Origin of the sequence: Roseateles sp., from assembly GCF_039929605.1 — a bacterium.
In the GTDB taxonomy this organism is placed as follows: Bacteria; Pseudomonadota; Gammaproteobacteria; order Burkholderiales; family Burkholderiaceae_C; genus Pelomonas.
Window position 1 is genome coordinate 11,960 of record NZ_JBDSQX010000013.1, and the last position, 16,638, is coordinate 28,597.

Below are 16,638 nucleotides of genomic sequence, written 5' to 3' on the forward strand. Positions count from 1 at the left end.
GCCTTCAGGGCACGATGTCGAAGACCAGCTTGGCGGCGCCGTAGTCCTGGCCGCAGTCGCCGCTGGCTGGGCAGACGGGCTTGCCCAGATAGGCGGGCTGGCGACCGGCCTGGTCACCCAGCATGCCGGCGGCCTTGGCGCCAACGGCCAGTTCGGTCAGGCCGCTGTCCACGCCAATCGTGAGCGCAGACAGACTCCGTGGCGTGGCGGACACGATCACCAGCAGCTGCTCGGCGCCTGCCGGTGCGCTGACGTCCATCGGCATGGCCGGGCCGGGCAGCGTCACGGTCTCGCCGGCCTTGATGCGGTGCTGTTTCAGCACGGCGTTTGGCATCAGCTGGATCAGCGAGCCGTCTGGGCCCAGCGCCAGCACATGGTAGTAGCCGTCGCGCTCGGAGCGGATGGTGAACGAGAGCTGGTCATGGCCGATGCGCAGCCGCGTCTTCTTGGCAGCGACGTCGACCTTGAAGCCCGCGCTTTGGCCGGCCAGGATGCGCTCGAAGTCGGCGCCAGGGTCGATGCTGGTCACTGCGGCTGCAGGTGTCGGCGCAGGTGGCGTTGGCGCGGGCGTGGCGAGCGTATTTTCAGCGCCGCTGGGCATCGGCGCTGACGGCTGGGCAAGCACCGGTGGAGTCAGCTCGGGTGCGCTGCGCTTGGCCGGTGTCGACGTCAATGACAGATAGGCCACCACGCCCAGCGTCACCAGCCCCAGCGCCCCTGCGCCGACGAAGAGCGGCGTGCGGGACGACGTGCGTGCCGGTGCCGCCACGGCGGTGGGTGCAGGCGCGGGTATCGGTCCGGCGACGGGCTGGGCGATTCGCGGCGCAGCAGCGGGCGATGCGGCGGTCTGCGGCGGTGGCATCGGAGCACCGGCGCGGACGGGCCGGATGATGGTCCTGTCGTCGTCTAGGCCGAAGTCATCGGGCAGCAAAGCGGCGGTGGGCGGCAGCGGTTGATCCAGTTCGGCAATCAGCTGCGCGACGCTCTGCGGCCGGTCTTCGGGTTTGACGGACAGCGCGCGGTCGATGGCGTGCAGGAAGCTCTCGCTGTACTGGCCCGCGGCCAGCTGGCGCAGCGGCACATAGGTGTCGCCCATCATGCGGCCCACGGAGGGCGGCGGCGTGCGGCGTGTGATGGCGAAGTAGACGACGGCGGCGAGCGCGTAGATGTCGGTCCACGGCCCCTGCTTCATGTGCGGCACTTCGGCGTACTGCTCCAGCGGCGCGTAGCCGGGCTTGAGGATGACCGTGAGCGCCTGCGTCATGTCGCTGATGACGCGGCGCGCGGCGCCGAAGTCGAGCAGCAGCGGCCGCGTGTGCGAGCCGAGCAGGATGATGTTGTCGGGCGCGATGTCGCGGTGGTAGCAGTGCTCGGTGTGAATGACCTTCAGCGCCTCGGCCAGGGGCAGCAGCAGGCCGCGCAGCCAGGCCTCGTCGGGCGGCGCGGGCAGGGCCTTCAGCGTGTCCTTGAGGGTGAGACCCTCGTAGAAGGGCATGACCATGTAGGCGGTGCCGTTGGCCTCCCAGAAGCGGTAGACCTTGACGAGTGCCGGGTGGTCGAACTGGGCCAGCAGGCGGGCTTCGTTGATGAAGCTCTTCAGCCCAGCCTCGAAGGTGTCCCGGTAGCGCTCCGCCTTGACGCTGACGTTGGTGCCCGTGCCGCGCGAGGCCAGCTGCGAGGGCATGTATTCCTTCAGCGCGACCTTGCGATGCAGGGAATGGTCCATCGAGAGATAGACGATGCCGAAGCCGCCTTCGCCCAGCATGCGGGTCAGCTCGAACTCGGCCAGCCGGGTGCCGATGGGTAGGGAGTTGCCGTCGCCGAGGGCTGCGGCGCTGCTTGCAACCGGTGCCGGTGGGGTCGCCCGCTGCGTCTTGTCGAAGGGGGCGGGGCTGGGCTGGATCTGCGTCGGCAGATCGTCGTCGGAGGCGGTCATGAGCGGGCGGGCGCGGCGCCGAACAGCAGCCGCATGTCGTCAGTTTGGGGCAGGCCGCGGGTGGTCAGAAGGCGGCGCTCGCCGGATTCACCGTCGGCCCACCAGAAGGCATGGCCGGCGGCGGCGTTGCGCCAGGCTTGGGCCTGTCCGTCGGCGATCAGCGCGACGATGGCTTCGGCGCCGGCCGCCGCATGGGTGGACACCGCCGTGGCCGTGGGCAGCAGTTGGGTCAGGGGGCTTGGCACGTCCCAGCCGGGGCGCGGGCATTGCGACAGCTCCGCTTCCAGCCGGTCGATGGACCAGTCGTCCTGCAGCGCGTCGGCGGCGAGGTCATCGAGGTCGTGCAGCCAGCTCAGCAGCGCGCGTAGTTCGGTGTCCGTGCGCGGCGTCTCGACCAGAGGGGCAATCAAGGTAAGCGGAAAGTAGCGGCCGATGCGATCCACCGAGGGCATCAGCACGCCGGCATAGGCTTGATGTCCGAACGGCGCAGGCAGCAGGCCGGGCATCAGCACGAAGCGCCAGGCCGGGCAGGCCAGGTAGTGGTGCAGCCAGGTGTCGGGCGCCTGCTGCTGCAGCCTGGCGAGGCCGGCGGCCAGCCAGCCATCCCAGACATTCACGAAGTCGGGCTCCAACCGGCGCGAGGCAAAGTCGCCCAGGCTGGGCAGCTTGCCGTGCCAGCCGGCGATGACCTTGCTCACATCGCCCCCGGGCAGCGGAACTGCGAGATCTCCCGCAGCCGGAAGGGGTTGAAGACGCTGGCCGCCGTCACGTCCAGGCGGGCGCGGCGGCCCTCCAGGTTGAGCAGCACGCTGAACTTCTCGGGCTGGGCGCCGGGCTGCACCTCAAAGCGCTCAAACAGCCGGAACAAGGCCCAGGGACCTTCGAACACCAACGGCGCGGCGAGAGCCGGCGTCGTGTTCAGCTTGATCTGCGAGGCCACGCGCGTGCTCGGCCAAGTGACCGTGGTAGCAGCGCCGCCCGGCGTGAAGACCGTGTGCTGGCCGTCGATGTCCAGGCTCAGGTCCTTCAGGCCGTCGGCCAGTTCGCCGGGGCGGATGTCGACGCGAAAGCCTGCTGCCTTGCCGCCGCTGCGGAAGAACACCTCGCGGATGCGCGCCGCGCGCTGGAACTCGACCAGCGCCGCAGACGCGGGTGGCCGGCTGCCATCGGGCAGCGGCTTGTAGCTCCAGGTCGCCGTGCCGGTGTCGACGAGGGGCTGCAGGCGGCGCTGGAAGAAGTCGTCCAGCATGCCGCCGTTGCCGAACAGCTGGCCGAAGTCCTCGGGCAGCACGTCGGCGCGCGAGTTGGGCGCGAACGGATAGCGGTTGGCGATGGCGCGCTGGCAGAACTCGGTGATAGGCCGCAGCTCGGCCGTCAGCAGATCGCGCTCGGCATTGCGGCCCTGGCGCTCGCCGGCATCGGCCAGCGTTTCGAGCACGCCGCGGATCAAGTCGGGCTGCTGGCCGGCAGCCGCCTTCAGCTTGGCGCCACCACCTCCGCCAGCGGGAGGCGGCGCCTTGCTCTTTTGCGCCGCGTCGATGGCCACGAGCTGCAGGTTCAACTCCTCGAAGAGCTTGCGCGTGTCGTCGATGGGTGCGGGTGAGCCCGTGACGAGGCGCCGGTAGTTGGCAAAGTGGTCGTCGACCATCTGCTCCACCGCCACGCCGCCCGCTGCCGCCGGGGCGGCGCCGCCGTCGGACAGCCGGGCCGCATCGGCCTTGGCCTGATTCACCTTGTCGTTCAATGCCGCAGCAGCACCGGCAAGGCCCGTGGCGGCCGCCGCTGGGGCCGGCACCAGCGTGGTTTCCTCGGCCACGCGCCGGGTCAGCTTGGTCAGCGGCGAGTCCGGCGAGGCGAGCAGGCGCGAGGCCTCGATGCTGCCGGCCAGGCCGCCCAGCGGCACCAGCTTCACGTCGGCCAGGTATTTGTCCCAGACCTTGATGTACTCCTCCAGGAAGAGCCGGCGCACGCGGTTGTTGAGCTGGTCGCCCAGCAGCGCATCCTTCTGGCGTGCGGCGTCCGCCGGCACGCCCAGCACCCAGCTCTCCTCGCTGGCCAGCTTGGCGCCTACCAGAGCGAGCGAGGACTGGAAGCTGCGCCGGTAGCCGTCACGTGTGTACAGGCCCGGGATGCCGCGCGTCAGCGGCTCGCCACTGGCGCGGGTGAAGACCTTGGCGGCGTCCGGCCCGGCGGCCGAAGCCACCGAGAACTCCGGCGCATCGCCGCCCCGGCTCTGGCGCTTGAGGCGGCTGAAGACGCGGTACTCCAGCGGGTAGGCGACGAGCATCTCGCGCACGCTGCCGACCAGCGTCTGGTCCATGGGCGCGATGGCCGGCGGGGCGCCCAGCGCGAGCAGCGCGTCGAGGTGGGCATCCAGCGCCTGGCGCTGCTCGGCGGTCAGGCTGCGGGCGTACTGCTGGTCCCAGTCGCTGCCGATCCAGGCGCGCAGGCCATCGGCGTCGAAGTGGTTCGGCGAGTACAGCATCAGGTAGGACTTGAGCGCCTCGTAGGCGTTCTCGAGGTTGTCCTTGCTGGCAGCGCGCAGGCGCTCGAGCAGGCGGGCGGCGATGCGCGGGGCCAACGCGTGCGGCAGGGCGCGTTCGTAGCCCAGGCGGGCGCCGGCATCGAGCTTGTTGCCCTGATAAAGCCCGAAGGTGGCCAGCGCGGGCGGCTGGGTCACCGGGAAACCCTCGGGCGCGGCGGCGGCACGGGCTTCGGTCAGCGCGGTCAGCGCGACCGTCACATCGCCCTGCGGCGCCGGCGGCACCGCAGCGAGTGCCTGCTGCACCTTGGGCAGGCCGACGGCGACGTCGTCGGCGTAGTTCTGGTTGCGCGTGTAGCTGACGGCCCAGCCGACCAGCAGCACCGCCGACAGCGCGGCAATCACCGCCGCGCCCGACCAGTACAGCACCTGGCGACGACGCTCGGCGCCCGCGTTCCAGACACCCAGGCCACGCTCGACGAAGACGAGGTCGTGTAGCAACTGCAGCAGGAAGTAGCTGCGCCCCTGGCCGGCCAGGCTGGCGGACGTACGGCGCGTCAGGCCGAAGCTGCGGCCGAGTGCGCCCATGACACGGTCGATGGGTGTGCCCTCTTGCGTGCCGCTCGTGAAGTAGACGCCGCGCACCGGCGGCGTGGCCTGCAGGCTGCCGCCGGAGGCGAACACGGTCGCCAGGAACTCGCGCAGCGGCCCGCGCAGCGCAGCGAACTCCTGGTGGAAGCCGAAGGCCGCTGCACGCCGCTGCGGGTCGCGCGTGGCCAGCATGCGCTCGGGCATGCGCTCGCCCAGGCGTTGCTCCAGGCCGGCATAGCCGGTGTCGAAGGCGCTCGTCACGTCGGCCGTGGCGCCGTCCTGCCAAGGCAGCGTGAAGCCCCAGACCTGGTCGCGCTCTTCCTTGGGCAGGTCGGCGAAGTTCTCGTTGAAGCCGGCGATCAGGTCGACCTTGGTGACCAACACATAGACCGGCGCGCGCACGCCCAGCTTGGTCTGCAGCTCGTGCAGGCGCTCGCGCAACTTGGCCGCGTGCTGGGCGCGTTCGGGCGCGCCTTGCTGCAGCAGGTCCTGCACGTTGACGGTCAGCAGCACGCCGTTGATGGGCTGGCGCGGACGGGTCTTCTTCAGCAGACCCAGGAAGCTGTCCCAGGCCTGGGCGTCGACCTTCTCGTCGGACTCCTGGAGCGTGTAACGCCCGGCGGTGTCGATGAGCACGGCCTCACTCGTGAACCACCAGTCGCAGTTGCGCGTGCCGCCCACGCCGCGCAGCTCGGCGCCTTGCTTGCCGTCGCCGAGCAGGAACTGCAGGCCGGCGTTCATCAGCGCCGTCGTCTTGCCCGAACCCGGCGCGCCGATGAACATGTACCAGGGCAGCTCGTAGAGGTAGGCGCCCGGCTGTAGCAGCGAGTGGCCCGACGCGCCCTTCAAGCGCGTCATCGCTTCGGCAAAACGCTCGGCCAGCACCTGCGCCTCGCGGTCGCCAGCGGCCGCACCGCCGCTCATGCCCTGGATCAGCGCGGCATTGGTGCGCTTGCGCCGCCAGGCCTTCCAGACGAGTCGACCGATCCAGCCCAGCCAGAGCAGGGCCAGCACCAGCACGCGCACCCAGGTCGGGTCCAGCGGGCGGCTGTCGCCGATGCCGATCAGCGGGCCGACCCACCACACCAGGGCCGACAGCACCAGCACGGCCAACGTGCCCAGCACCACAGGGCCGAGCAGCTTGGAGACGATTCGATTCATGGCTTTAGTTGTCTTGGACGGCCAGCGTGATTTCGACGCGGCGGTTGCGTGCGCGACCGGCCGGCGTGGCGTTGTCGGCGACGGGGCGGCTGTCTGCCACGCCCTCGGCGCGCAGGCGCTGCCCGGTCAGCGTGGGCAGCAGCAACTGGCGCACCGCCTCGGCGCGCTCGCGTGACAGGTCGAAGTTGGACGGGAAGCGCAGCGAGCGGATCGGCTGGTTGTCGGTGTGGCCGGTGACCGTGACCGCCCCCGGCAATTGCGCCAGCGCCGCCGCGATCTCGGCCAGCAGCGGCTTCACCGCACTGGCGACTTCGGCGCTGCCGGGCTCGAAGAAGCCGTCGCCGGCGATGGTCACGATGGACTTGTCCGCCAGGTCCTGTACCTGCACGGCGCCGCGTGCGATTGCCGCCTGCAGAAGCGCGGCCAGGCGCGGTGTGGCCGCAGGTGGCGGAGGCGGGGGCGTCAGCTGCGTGGCTGCGCGCACGTCCATGGCCTGCAGCGCGTCGAAGGTGGCGTCCGTGCGGGCATGCAGCGACAGCCGCAGCGCGATGAACACCAGCAGCAGCAGGCCGCCAGCCAGCGCGGCCAGCACCCACAGTGGCAGGCCGTCGGCCAGCTTGGCCTGCCGCAGCGCGACACCGCGCCACTGCGGCGACAGCTCGCGCAGCGGCGGCCCGGCCTGTTCGCGCAGCAGGCTGGCCAGGCGCTCGGCCACGCTGTCGAGCTGCGCGCGGCCGTTGTCGAGCACGCGGTAGCGGCCTTCGAAGCCCAGGGCCAGCACCACCTGCAGCAGCTCCAGCAACGGGCGCTGGGCTGCAACGTTCTCGGCCAGCTTGCCGAGCAGCTGGAAGACCTTCTCGCCGCCCCAGCTCTCGTTATGGAAATGCACCAGCAGGCTCTGGCTGGACCAGGCGCCCGAGCCGCCCCAGGGCGTGCTGGAGGCGCATTCGTCGATGTAGCTGCACAGGATGTAGCGCGACGCCATCACATGCTCTTGCGGCAGCCCGCGCGCCTGCGCCTGGCGCTCGAAGCGCTTGACCGATTCGATCAGCGCCGCGCGCAGCCCCGAGGGGTTGGGGTGCTGCGGCATTGCGCGCAGCTGGCTCGCGGTCGACAGCAGTGGGCCGGCCAGCTGCAGCAGCGGGTTCAGGCCTTGCGGCAGCGGCAGGTCATCGGGCAGCGCCGCAGCGGCCTGGGCCGCAGGCGAGGGGGCTTGGGCTTGCGTCGTCGCGGATGCCGCACGCCCGGCACCGGGCTTGATGATGGTGCGCTCCTGCTCGAACGCCGAGAAGGGGTCGTTCTCGTTCATGTGCCAGGTCTCTCAGTTGTCCAGGCGGGGTATTTCGGGCCGAGCGCTGGGCCGCTCCCGAGCCGGCCCGCTTGGCGATGTGCTTGCGGCTCGATGCCGCGAGCATCGCCGTCCTCGCGGGGGACCGACCGGGCTTGCCCGCGTTCAGCGAGGCAAGACTGGGCGAGGGGCCTCATCTGATCGCCCAGAGCTCGAGTTCGAGCCCGGGAAACTCGCCGGCGATGTGCATCGCCAGGCCGCCGGAGTTTTCGAGCTGCTTCCACATCTCGTTGCCGCGCGTCTCCAGCTCGAAGTAGTTGAAGCCGGCGTGGTAAGGAATCTGGCGCGGCGCCACCGGCATCGGTCGCAGCGTGACGCCCGGCAACTGCAGGTTCACCAGGTCGCGGATCTTCTCGGCCGGGCCGATCTTGACCTGAGTGGGGAAGCGCGCACGGACGGCGTCGCCCGGCATCTGCGCATTGACCGCGAGCACGAAGCTGGCGCTGCGGCGCAGCTCCGCGTCGGCAATGATGGCCACGCGCACGCCGTACTTGCGGTCCTGCAGCTCGATGGGGATGGCCGACTGCTCCATGACCATGGACAGCGACTGGCGAATGTCGGCCAGCAACGGCTCGAAACAGCCCGCCAGGTCGTGGTGGGCGTAGGCCGGAAAGGTCGGCGGGCGCTTGCGGTCGCGAAAGCAGGCCAGCTCGCCGGCCAGCGCCAGGCACATCGCGTACAGCCGCTCCGGGTGCAGCGGGCGCAGTTGGCGCGCGTGGTCGAACAGCGGTTCGTGGCGGTTGACGGTCTGCAGCAGCAGGAAGTCGGCGATCTCGCCCACGCCTGCCCGGCCCGGTTGGGCCAGCCGCGCGGCCAGCGCCTCGCCGCGCTGGTGCAGCATGCCCAGCACCTCGCGCAGCCAGCCCTCCAGCACCACCTGCTCGCTGACCTGCAGCATCGGCGGGATGTAGCGCGTATCCAGCACGACGCGGCCGTCCGCGCGGCGCTCGACGATGCGCGCCACGCCCAGGCCCACGAAGCCATTGCCGGCGCGGCTCTCCAGCACCAGCCGCAGGTTGAGGCGGCCAATCTGGATTGGCGCCTCGCTCAGCTTGCGAGCGTGGCCGTCGGCCACGGACAGCTCCAGCGCGCGGTAGCGCGGCGGCATGCCGGTCTGCTCGCCTTCGACATCGCTTTCCACGACGCCGGGCTCGGACCGCGCGATGGCCAGCAGCACCAACTCGTCGCGGGTGTCGGTAGGGATGTCCAGCGCCGGGGGCGCCGGCTCGTCGTCGGGCATCGCAAATGCCAAGCCGTCGCGCATGACGCCGGTGGCGCCGGTCAGCGCCAATTGACCCTGCAGCAAGGCTGGCTGGTCGATCTGCAGCGTCGCAAAGCCCTCGGGATGCAGGCTGGTGTTGGCCAGCCGGGCGTCCAGCTGCCGGGAGAGGAAGCGTTCCTGCTGCTGGAAATGCTGGGGTTGCAGGAACATCCCCTCCGTCCACATCACTCTGTTATGCCGGGTCATGTTGTTGGAGGCAAAGGCTGGGTCTCTGGGCTGATGGGCGGTTCATTGATGCGGCTCACCATGACGGTAGGCATTGGCGCGAACGATACACGCCGCCTGTGTCGCCGCGACAGAGGGCCGATCCCGGATACGCACATTTGAGGGTGTCACGCGGGCGTTCTGAGGGCTATGATTTGTGCACACGCTTCGCCATTCATTGCGACTGTGGTGTGGCTGGGTTGCCCGATTCTGTGGTGACTGGTCGTGTTTGATCGGGAGTTCGCCATGTTTGTTCGCCGTCCCCTGCCGCTGTTTGTCCTGGCCGCTGGCTTGCTCGCCGGCGGTGCCCTGCAGGCGCAAGAAACCGTTGAAGTTGGCAATGCCCTGCCGAGCGTCGGTGCCGTCAAGGAAGGGTTGTTCCCCGAAGACGCCTGCGAGCAGTTGGTCGCGGCCGGCTTCAAGTGCATGGGCTTCAAGCCCGCTGTACGCTTCTCCCTGCCCGCGCTGGCCTTCAAGGTCGGCTCGGCGGAAATCCCCGACGGCCTGCGCAAGCAGCTCGACGTATTTGCCGAGGCCCTCGCCACCAAGCGCGGCAGTGGCAAGACGGTGCGCATCGAAGGCCACGCCGACGCTTCGGGCGCCAGCGAGGCCAACCAGGCGCTGTCGCAAAAGCGCGCCGAAGAGGTCAAGCACTATCTGGTGGCCAAGGGCGCCGAGGACGGCATGCTGGTGGCAGTCGGTCTTGGCGCAAGCGAGCCCAAGGTGAAGAGCGACCCCTTTGCCGCCGAGAACCGCCGCGTCGAGATCGGCCGCCAGGCCCCTCCCTGAGCCTGAGCTATACGGCCCCTGGCCCCTTGCAGCGCCGCCTTCGGGCGGCGTTGTCGTTTGGCTGCGCCGAACGCCAAGCCTCTCGGGCGAGGCTTTGCGTTTCAGGGAATCTGGTGAGTGGCCTGCCCGGCATTGGAGAACTCGATGACGCCGGCCCACAGGCACATCAATTTGCAGGTGTCGTCCAGCGCCGGAAAGTTGGCTACCAGCACGGTCGGCGCGCCGGGAATCCACGGCGCCGGCGTGTTGGGGATGCACGGCATGGGGGTCAGCACGCCGCTGGCGGCGGCCGTCGCGCCGGCCACCATCGGGTTGGCCAGGCTCTTGCACACGCCGAACGGCAGGATGTTGACCATGGGCGCGTGGTCCATGATGTTGGCCGCAATCTTGTTGCTGGTCATGATGGGTTTGGGCGTGGGCATCAGGCTGCTTGGCGCTGCGCCCATGCTGCACTTCATGACGGCGCCCATGCAACATTGGTTCGGCATCGCAGTCTCCGTTCAGAGGTTGGGTTGACTCAGCCACAGGGCTATCGCGCTGAAGTTGTCGTGCCCGGGTTTGCCTTGCGTGGCCACCATGACGACGCGGCGCAGTTCATCGAGCCAGGCGCGCGGCGAGGGCGAGTTGGCCAGCGTGGCCTGCAGGTCGCGGTCGTCGAGGTTCTCCCACAGGCCGTCGCTGCAGAGCAGGAAGCAGTCGCCCGCCGCCACTTCGGCCGGGCCGGGCAGGGTGCTGACGTCGAGTTCATCGGGCCGGGCGCCCAAGGCCGAGCGCAGTTCGCTGCGCTTGGGATGGTGGCGCAGCGCGTCGGCCTCCACCAGGCCCACTTCCACGAGGCCCTGCACCAGGCTGTGATCGAGCGTGCGGCCATTGAGCCGGCCGTTGCGGAACCAGTAAAGCCGAGAGTCACCGGCATGCGACCAGTAGGCCCGGTGCTCCATGAAGTCGACCACCAGGCACACGACGGTGCTGTGCATGTCGGCCATGCGGGTGCCAGCCTGGCGGCGGTCGATGATGGTCTGGTTGGTCTGCCGCACGAGCTCGGCGAGCTGGCTGCCGCAGTCGTCCGGGTGCGCCTGGACGGCGGCGAGCAGGTGTTGCACCGCCAGGCGCGAGGCCACATCGCCGCCGCCATGGCCGCCGGCGCCATCGGCCAGCACACAGCAGAGATGGCGCTTGGAATGCCAGTGGCCGCAGGCGTCTTCGTTGGTCTTGCGCCCGCCGGGTTCGGACAGGATGGCGACTTCCATGGCCAGCATCGTGGTGCCTCAGCGACGGGGTGAGGGCGCCGGCCCGGGCTCGGCGTCCAGCGCGATCAGCTGGGCTTCGTAGGCTTTCAGGAAGGCCTTGCCGAACAGCGCATGGAAGTCGTCCTCCGCCTCGCGCGAGAGCTGGGTGTAGAGCTGCTGGAACTGCTCCCAGAGCTGGGCCTTGCGCGAGCCGGGCAGCAGCGAGGCCAGTGCGCCGCGCTTGGTGATGGTGCTGTCCAGCGTTTGCGGGTCGAAGCGGGCGAGCACGCCGTCCAGCGCGGCGCGCATGCCGGCCATGACGCCGATTTCATGGGCGCGCAGGTCGTCGAAGGCGTCGCGCATCGCGCGGGCCGGCGTCATAAAGCCGGGCGCCGTGGGCCCGAGCAGGTGGTTGAGCGCCGTGTCGACGTTGGGCGAGAACTTGAGCGGGTTGTTGCCCTGCGTGACGATCATCGTCACCTCGGCCCGCACCTCCTGCTTGAGCGCGGCGCGCGCGCGCAGCAGCTCGACGGCGCCACGCGTGGACTCGCGCAGTAGCTCGCCGACGAGCTGCATCGTCGCCGGCGTCAGCGTCTGCAGCGGCGTGGTGGGCAGGCCCAGGCCGGTCATCAGCGCGTCGAGCAGGGCGGTGGTGTCGCCGGCGGGGGCGGCGGGCCGCGCCGGCGCTGGCTGTGGCGCGCGGATTGCAGCGGTGGCGGCGGCCGGCTCGCCATCGAGATGACGCACATCCGGCAGCGTGATGACCTTGTTGTCGAGCATGGACTCGTCCCACGACAGCACGGCGCCGGAAGGCGCGGGCGGCGCGGGGACGGACGGCGGGGTCATGGAGGCGGCCTGCCAGGGCAGGTGCAGGTCCGATACGACATCAGCCGGCAGCACCTGCGGTGCGCGCACGGGCTGTTGCATCAGTGCACGCAGTGGGTCGCTGTCTGCGGCCGTGTTGGCCGCAGGCGGCGCGGCGCTCAGGATGCCCAGCGGGTCTGACGGCGCGCTGCCGATGGGGCCGAGCCCGAACAGGTCGTCCAGTGACGGCCCGCTGGACATCGGCGACTGCGCCGGGCCGCCCAGCCCGAACGGGTCGCTCGGCGTGGAGACCATCAGTTCCAGCCCGGGGGCGCTGGTGTGCACCTCGGGGGCGAAGGGGTCCCAGTCGGCAGGAATGGCGCTGGAGGCTGCGGGGGCAGACTTGTGCACCGTCGGCGGGGGCGCCAGGACCGGGGCCGGCGTTGGAGCGCGAGGCGCTGGGGGGCGCGAGGCGGCGCCGAAGAGGTCGCCGAAGGGATCGACCGCGACCGTCTGGTGGCCCTTCTGCACCTGGATGACATAGCCGCCGATGTCGAGCTTGTCGCCCGGCTTGAGCGGGGCCTCGCGGCCGTTGCCGAGCGGCACGCCATTGATGCTGATCGCATTGCTGCCGCGGTCGATGACGACGAAGGCGCCGTTGCGCAGCACGACCTGCGCATGCACGCGCGAGATGGTGCGGTCAGGGTCGGGCAGCACCAGCTGGTTGGTGGCGGCACGGCCGATGGTGCCGCCCAGTTCGTCGAAGCTGGCTTCGCGCGGCTCGGTCGATGCGCCGTTGTAGCTGCTCACGCACAGCACGATCATTCGCGGGTTCCCCTGGTTTCATGGTGCTCACGACGAGCCGAGAAGAGCATACGACAGCCCCTGCTGCCCGGCGCCTTCAGCGCAGCACGTAGAGGCGGCCTTCCACCACGGCAATGCGCATCGGCAGGGCGACGCGGCCGCCATCGGGCCGGGTGAACTGCAACAGTGGCGCGCCGTCTTTGGTGAGGCAGTCGACCAGCCGGCCGTCGGCCGTGGCGCGCAGCATCAGCGTCGCCGCCGTGGGCAGCGGGCCGCGCAGCGCCTTCTGGGCGTGCAGCAGCTGCACGCGGGCACGCCAGCGCGCCAGATCGTCGGCGGGGTTGCGCTGGTAGGCCAGGGCGAGCTCCTCGAAGCGCAGCCGGGCCGCGACGATCCACGGCTCCGGGTCGCCCTGGGCGAGCGCCACCGCCTGCTCCTGCGCGAAGGCCAGCACGGGTGCGGCGAGCGTGGTCAGGTCGGGCAGCGCGGGCGCGTCCTGCCAACGCCAGCGCGGGAACTTCACCGGGATGTCGACCTCCTGCTGAACGACGGTGTTCGCCCGGTACAGCTCGCCATCTGCCACGGCCCAGTCCAGCGTCGCCAGGCAGCGGGATTGCTCGTCGCTGGCGGCCTGGCCGACGCGCGGCAGCAGCAGCTGTGCGCGCGCGAAACGCGGCCCTTCGGCCAGACGCGGCTCGGCGTTCGCGGCGGGCTCGACGACCAACTCAAGCCGGTTGGCGCCAGCCAGCGTGTACTCGTGCACGGCCAGCGCCTGCACGCCGCCGGTCGCGCCGAGTTCGGCCAGCGGGAAGCCGTTGAGCCGCGCTTGTGCGGACACGCCACGGGCTTGCAGACGAAGGACGAGCAGGCGTTCCATCAGCCCAGGCTCCAGTTCAACAGCGGCAGCGAGCCGAGCAGGGCGACATGCTGACTGCTGCGCCCGAGCACAGGGTCTTGCACCGCCATCGGCGCGACCACGGGCTCCAGCGCCAGCTGCAGGAACCACTGCCAGGCGCCGCCGCCCTCGGGCCTAGGCCGCAACCCGAAGGCGCCCACCAGCGCGCCGGTGGCCGGGCCGAACTCGCTCCAAAGCAGGCCGGTCTCGCCGGCAAGCGGGGTGAACTCCAGCACGACCGGGCAGCGGATGGCCTGGTGCACCGGCGCCAGGGCCTCGGGCAGCGGCGGCGCGGCGGTTTCGCGAGTGAACTGCAAGGCCAGTTCCGTCGACAGGGCGATGCGCAAGCTCAGCTGCGTGCGTGCGCCGGCTTGCTCGATCTCGCCGCTCAGCAGCAGGTCCAGCGTCATGGCGAGCTTGAGGTCGCTGGCCACGCGCAGCAGCGGTTCGGCCACCAGCCCTTCCGGGCCCTCGCGCAGGCCCCACGTCATGGCAGCGTGGCCGTTGAACAGCCCGGCCCGCAGGCTCATGCGCGGCGACTGGGCGCTGGCCGACCAGGCGGCGAACAGCTTGTCGGCGCCGGCCAGCAGCGCGGCTTCGATGCCGGGGCCGAGGCCTTCGCTCCACTTCGGCGCGGCGCGCGGGGCGCCGTCACGCGCGAGCCGCAGGCGCAGCCCTTGGGAAGCGGGCGGTAGCGGCGGCGTAGATGTCTGTTGCGGCCAGGCCCGTTCCAGGATGCGGTCGCGCTGCCAGGTCAGCAGCCATTGCTGGGCCGGCCAGGTCATCAATTGCAGATGCTGTGACGCCAGCGGCACGCCACGGTCGCGCAGGCCGCAGCTGTTCAGCTCCAGCAGCGTCAGCTCGGGCGAGGGCTCCTGCAGCAGCAGCGCGCCCCAGCCCGGCGGCGCGGCGGGCGGTGGCAGCGCGTTCAGCGTGATGCTGGTGGTTTGTGCGGCATGGCCCTGGGCCGCCATCAGGCCGTGGCCGCCGAGCCAGCGCATCTGCGGGTGCGGCACGGGCAGGGCGCATTGGCCGTGGGTGGCCTGGCGAACCTGCAGGCGCGTCTGCGGGCCTTCGCTGGCGGCCTGGCTGAGCAGGCACAGGCGGGTCACCGGTGGCAGCGTGGTGGTGTCAACGCGCAGCGACGGCGGTGCGGGCGGGCCGGGCAGGTGCTGCCAGGCGCCGCCTTCCAGGCGGTATTCGCGGCGCCAGTCCATGTCCAGCGCGCGGAACTCGATGGCCTCGATGTCGCAGGCCTTGCGCGGCAGTGGCTTGCCGTCGTCAGGGCGACGCTGGTCGAGCGCATCGACGAGCCGGGCGTCTGCGCTCAGCAAGGCCTGCGCATCGCCGCCGCGGCGGGCCAGCGCTTCGGCACCGGCGTGCACCAGTTGATGCAGCTTGACCCAGTTGCCCAGGCGCTCGTCCACCAGCAGGGCCAGCGCCCATTCGTTCTCGGGCCGCGTCTCGAAGGCCGGGCCGAAGGCGAAGCACAGGTTGAGGTAACGCGCCGCGCTGTTGACGTCGAGCAGGCCAAGTTGTCGCGCCTGCTCGCCGGCCCGCGCCGCGAAGGCCTCGCGGCGGTCGCCCAGCCGCACGAGCATGTCGGGCCAGCCGGCTTCGATGATGGCGATCAGCGTGGGGTCGTTCATCGCGCGCGGCGCAGCTGTGGGGGTTGCCAATGTAGGCGAGGTGCGCCGGCGATCAGCCGCAGCCGGTCACTTGCGGACGTTGTCCAGCGTCGGCGGCGGTGTGTAGCCCAGTTCCCGGGCGCGGAATTCGAACTGCGATGCCAGCAGGGGCTGGGCGGTGCGCCGGTAATACAGGGCCAGTTCGTAGGCCGCGATGCCGTTGCCCAGGCCGGACGCATATTGCAGCCAGCCTTCGTAGCGGCCGGTCGCGGCGGGTGCGCCGCCGTCGCGGTAGCGGCGGGCCACGCGGGCGGCGGCGTCCTTGTCGCCACGGGCCGACTTGTGGATGTCGGCCTGCAGCTCCTCGGGCGCGCCCTCGGCGGCGTTGAAGGCCGTGCGGTACAGGCGCACGTCGTTGCGGCGCAGCACCTGGCTGGCTTCTTTGGCGCCTTCACGGGCGGCCAGCGCGGCCAGCGCGCGGCGGCCCTTGGGGTGGTGCTGCAAATAGCCGTCGGCCAGTTGCGAGACTTCCGCAGGCCAGGCGCTTTTCTCGACGGCGGCCCAGTCTTCCAGGTCGTCGGGCGCGCGCGGCGGCGGTGGCGGCGGGGCCACGTCCTTGGCCCGCGGGCGGGCCAGCGTCACGCTGTGCCGCACGTCCTTGGCGATGAACGAGTCCTGGGCCAGCGCGCGCACGGCCTCGACGGGGTGGTTGCGCATGACGTTGAGCACGTCCAGCCGCACGACGGAGAAGAAGTCCGACCAGGTGGCCTCGTCGTCGGCCGAGTTCAGCAGCTTGACGAGGGAGGCCGTGTAGAAGGTGCTGAACTTGTCGGAGTTGGGCGCGATGGCGGGTTTTCCGGCGCCGGTGGAGAAGGCGACGAGGAAGCCCGGCGGCACTTCGATCTGGTTCAGGCCGTCGCTGGCCTGCACGGCGGCGCGGATGTTGGTGCGGCAGGCGTCGATGACGCAGATGGTCAATGCGTCCGGCCGACTGGGCATGCGGTCGACGACGTCCTTGATGACGTTGACGCTGCTCTTGCCGAGCACGTCGGCCTTGGCCTTGGGGCTGGTGCCGGCGCCGACGAGCAGGCTCTGGGCGTCCAACTGCAGGCCGTGGCCGGTGAAGTAGAAAAAGGCGACGGTGTCGGGCGGGCCGGCCTTGACGGCGGCGGCGAAGGCCTCGATGGCCAGGCGGGTCTTGGCGGCGTCGGCGTCCAGCGCGTCGGTGACGCTGAAGCCGCGTTGCTCCAGCGCGAGGCCCAGGTCGTGCACGTTCTTGTGGGTGGGCGGCAGGTCGTCGGGCTCGGGGTAGTCGCGGTTGCCGACCAGCAGCGCCAGCCGCCCGGGCAGGGCGCCGGTGGCGGCCGGGGTTTGGGCGGCTGTCAGGGTCGGCGCACCCGCCAGCAGGGCCGGCAGCGTTTCAAGCAGGGTGCGGCGGCGCAGGGTGCCGGGGCGGTTCGCGGTCATGGTCGGGTGCTCGGGTTG

General features: G+C 70.8%; 12 protein-coding genes. 1 reads left to right on the forward strand and 11 read right to left on the reverse strand.

Annotated features, from left to right (window positions below):
- Positions 1–4: 4 nt before the first annotated feature.
- From ABIS05_RS01935 to tssK, 5 genes are all read right to left on the reverse strand, one after another.
- Positions 5–1,936: a serine/threonine-protein kinase gene (locus ABIS05_RS01935; RefSeq protein WP_348010328.1), complete on the reverse strand. Its 1,932-nt coding sequence runs from the start codon at positions 1,934–1,936 to the stop codon at positions 5–7.
- The gene (tagF, locus tag ABIS05_RS01940) at positions 1,933–2,634 is read right to left on the reverse strand and encodes a type VI secretion system-associated protein TagF (RefSeq protein ID WP_348010329.1); all 702 of its coding nucleotides are present in this window, start codon (positions 2,632–2,634) and stop codon (positions 1,933–1,935) included. The genes ABIS05_RS01935 and tagF overlap by 4 nt, the downstream gene beginning before the upstream one ends.
- The gene (gene tssM, locus ABIS05_RS01945) at positions 2,631–6,170 is read right to left on the reverse strand and encodes a type VI secretion system membrane subunit TssM (protein ID WP_348010330.1); all 3,540 of its coding nucleotides are present in this window, start codon (positions 6,168–6,170) and stop codon (positions 2,631–2,633) included. The genes tagF and tssM overlap by 4 nt, the downstream gene beginning before the upstream one ends.
- Positions 6,171–6,174: 4 nt before the next feature.
- Entirely contained in the window at positions 6,175–7,479 is a 1,305-nt protein-coding gene (tssL, locus tag ABIS05_RS01950) for a type VI secretion system protein TssL, long form (RefSeq protein ID WP_348010331.1), read from the reverse strand.
- 172 nt (positions 7,480–7,651) lie between these two features.
- Entirely contained in the window at positions 7,652–8,986 is a 1,335-nt protein-coding gene (gene tssK / locus ABIS05_RS01955) for a type VI secretion system baseplate subunit TssK (RefSeq protein WP_348010332.1), read from the reverse strand.
- Positions 8,987–9,250: 264 nt separating this feature from the next.
- On the opposite strand from tssK, the gene ABIS05_RS01960 reads away from it, so the two are divergent.
- Positions 9,251–9,793 (forward strand): OmpA family protein, encoded by a 543-nt coding sequence (locus ABIS05_RS01960; protein ID WP_348010333.1) that lies wholly within the window; start codon positions 9,251–9,253, stop codon positions 9,791–9,793.
- Positions 9,794–9,894: 101 nt separating this feature from the next.
- Here ABIS05_RS01960 and ABIS05_RS01965 read toward each other — a convergent pair whose 3' ends face one another.
- The 6 genes from ABIS05_RS01965 to ABIS05_RS01990 all read right to left on the reverse strand — a co-directional run bounded on the left by ABIS05_RS01965 (position 9,895) and on the right by ABIS05_RS01990 (position 16,620).
- The gene (locus ABIS05_RS01965) at positions 9,895–10,281 is read right to left on the reverse strand and encodes a DUF4280 domain-containing protein (protein WP_348010334.1); all 387 of its coding nucleotides are present in this window, start codon (positions 10,279–10,281) and stop codon (positions 9,895–9,897) included.
- Between the two features lie 12 nt (positions 10,282–10,293).
- Complete coding sequence (locus ABIS05_RS01970) at positions 10,294–11,052, reverse strand: protein phosphatase 2C domain-containing protein (protein ID WP_348063205.1); 759 nt, start codon at positions 11,050–11,052, stop codon at positions 10,294–10,296.
- 9 nt (positions 11,053–11,061) lie between these two features.
- The gene (tagH, locus tag ABIS05_RS01975; protein ID WP_348010336.1) at positions 11,062–12,651 is read right to left on the reverse strand and encodes a type VI secretion system-associated FHA domain protein TagH; all 1,590 of its coding nucleotides are present in this window, start codon (positions 12,649–12,651) and stop codon (positions 11,062–11,064) included.
- Positions 12,652–12,727: 76 nt separating this feature from the next.
- Positions 12,728–13,507 carry a hypothetical protein gene (locus ABIS05_RS01980; protein ID WP_348010337.1) on the reverse strand — a complete coding sequence of 260 codons (780 nt, stop codon included), beginning with the start codon at positions 13,505–13,507 and terminating at the stop codon, positions 12,728–12,730.
- On the reverse strand, positions 13,507–15,174 hold the full coding sequence (locus ABIS05_RS01985; protein WP_348010338.1) for a hypothetical protein: 1,668 nt from the start codon (positions 15,172–15,174) through the stop codon (positions 13,507–13,509). The genes ABIS05_RS01980 and ABIS05_RS01985 overlap by 1 nt, the downstream gene beginning before the upstream one ends.
- Positions 15,175–15,240: 66 nt before the next feature.
- Complete coding sequence (locus tag ABIS05_RS01990; protein WP_348010339.1) at positions 15,241–16,620, reverse strand: caspase family protein; 1,380 nt, start codon at positions 16,618–16,620, stop codon at positions 15,241–15,243.
- Between the last annotated feature and the right edge of the window lie 18 nt (positions 16,621–16,638).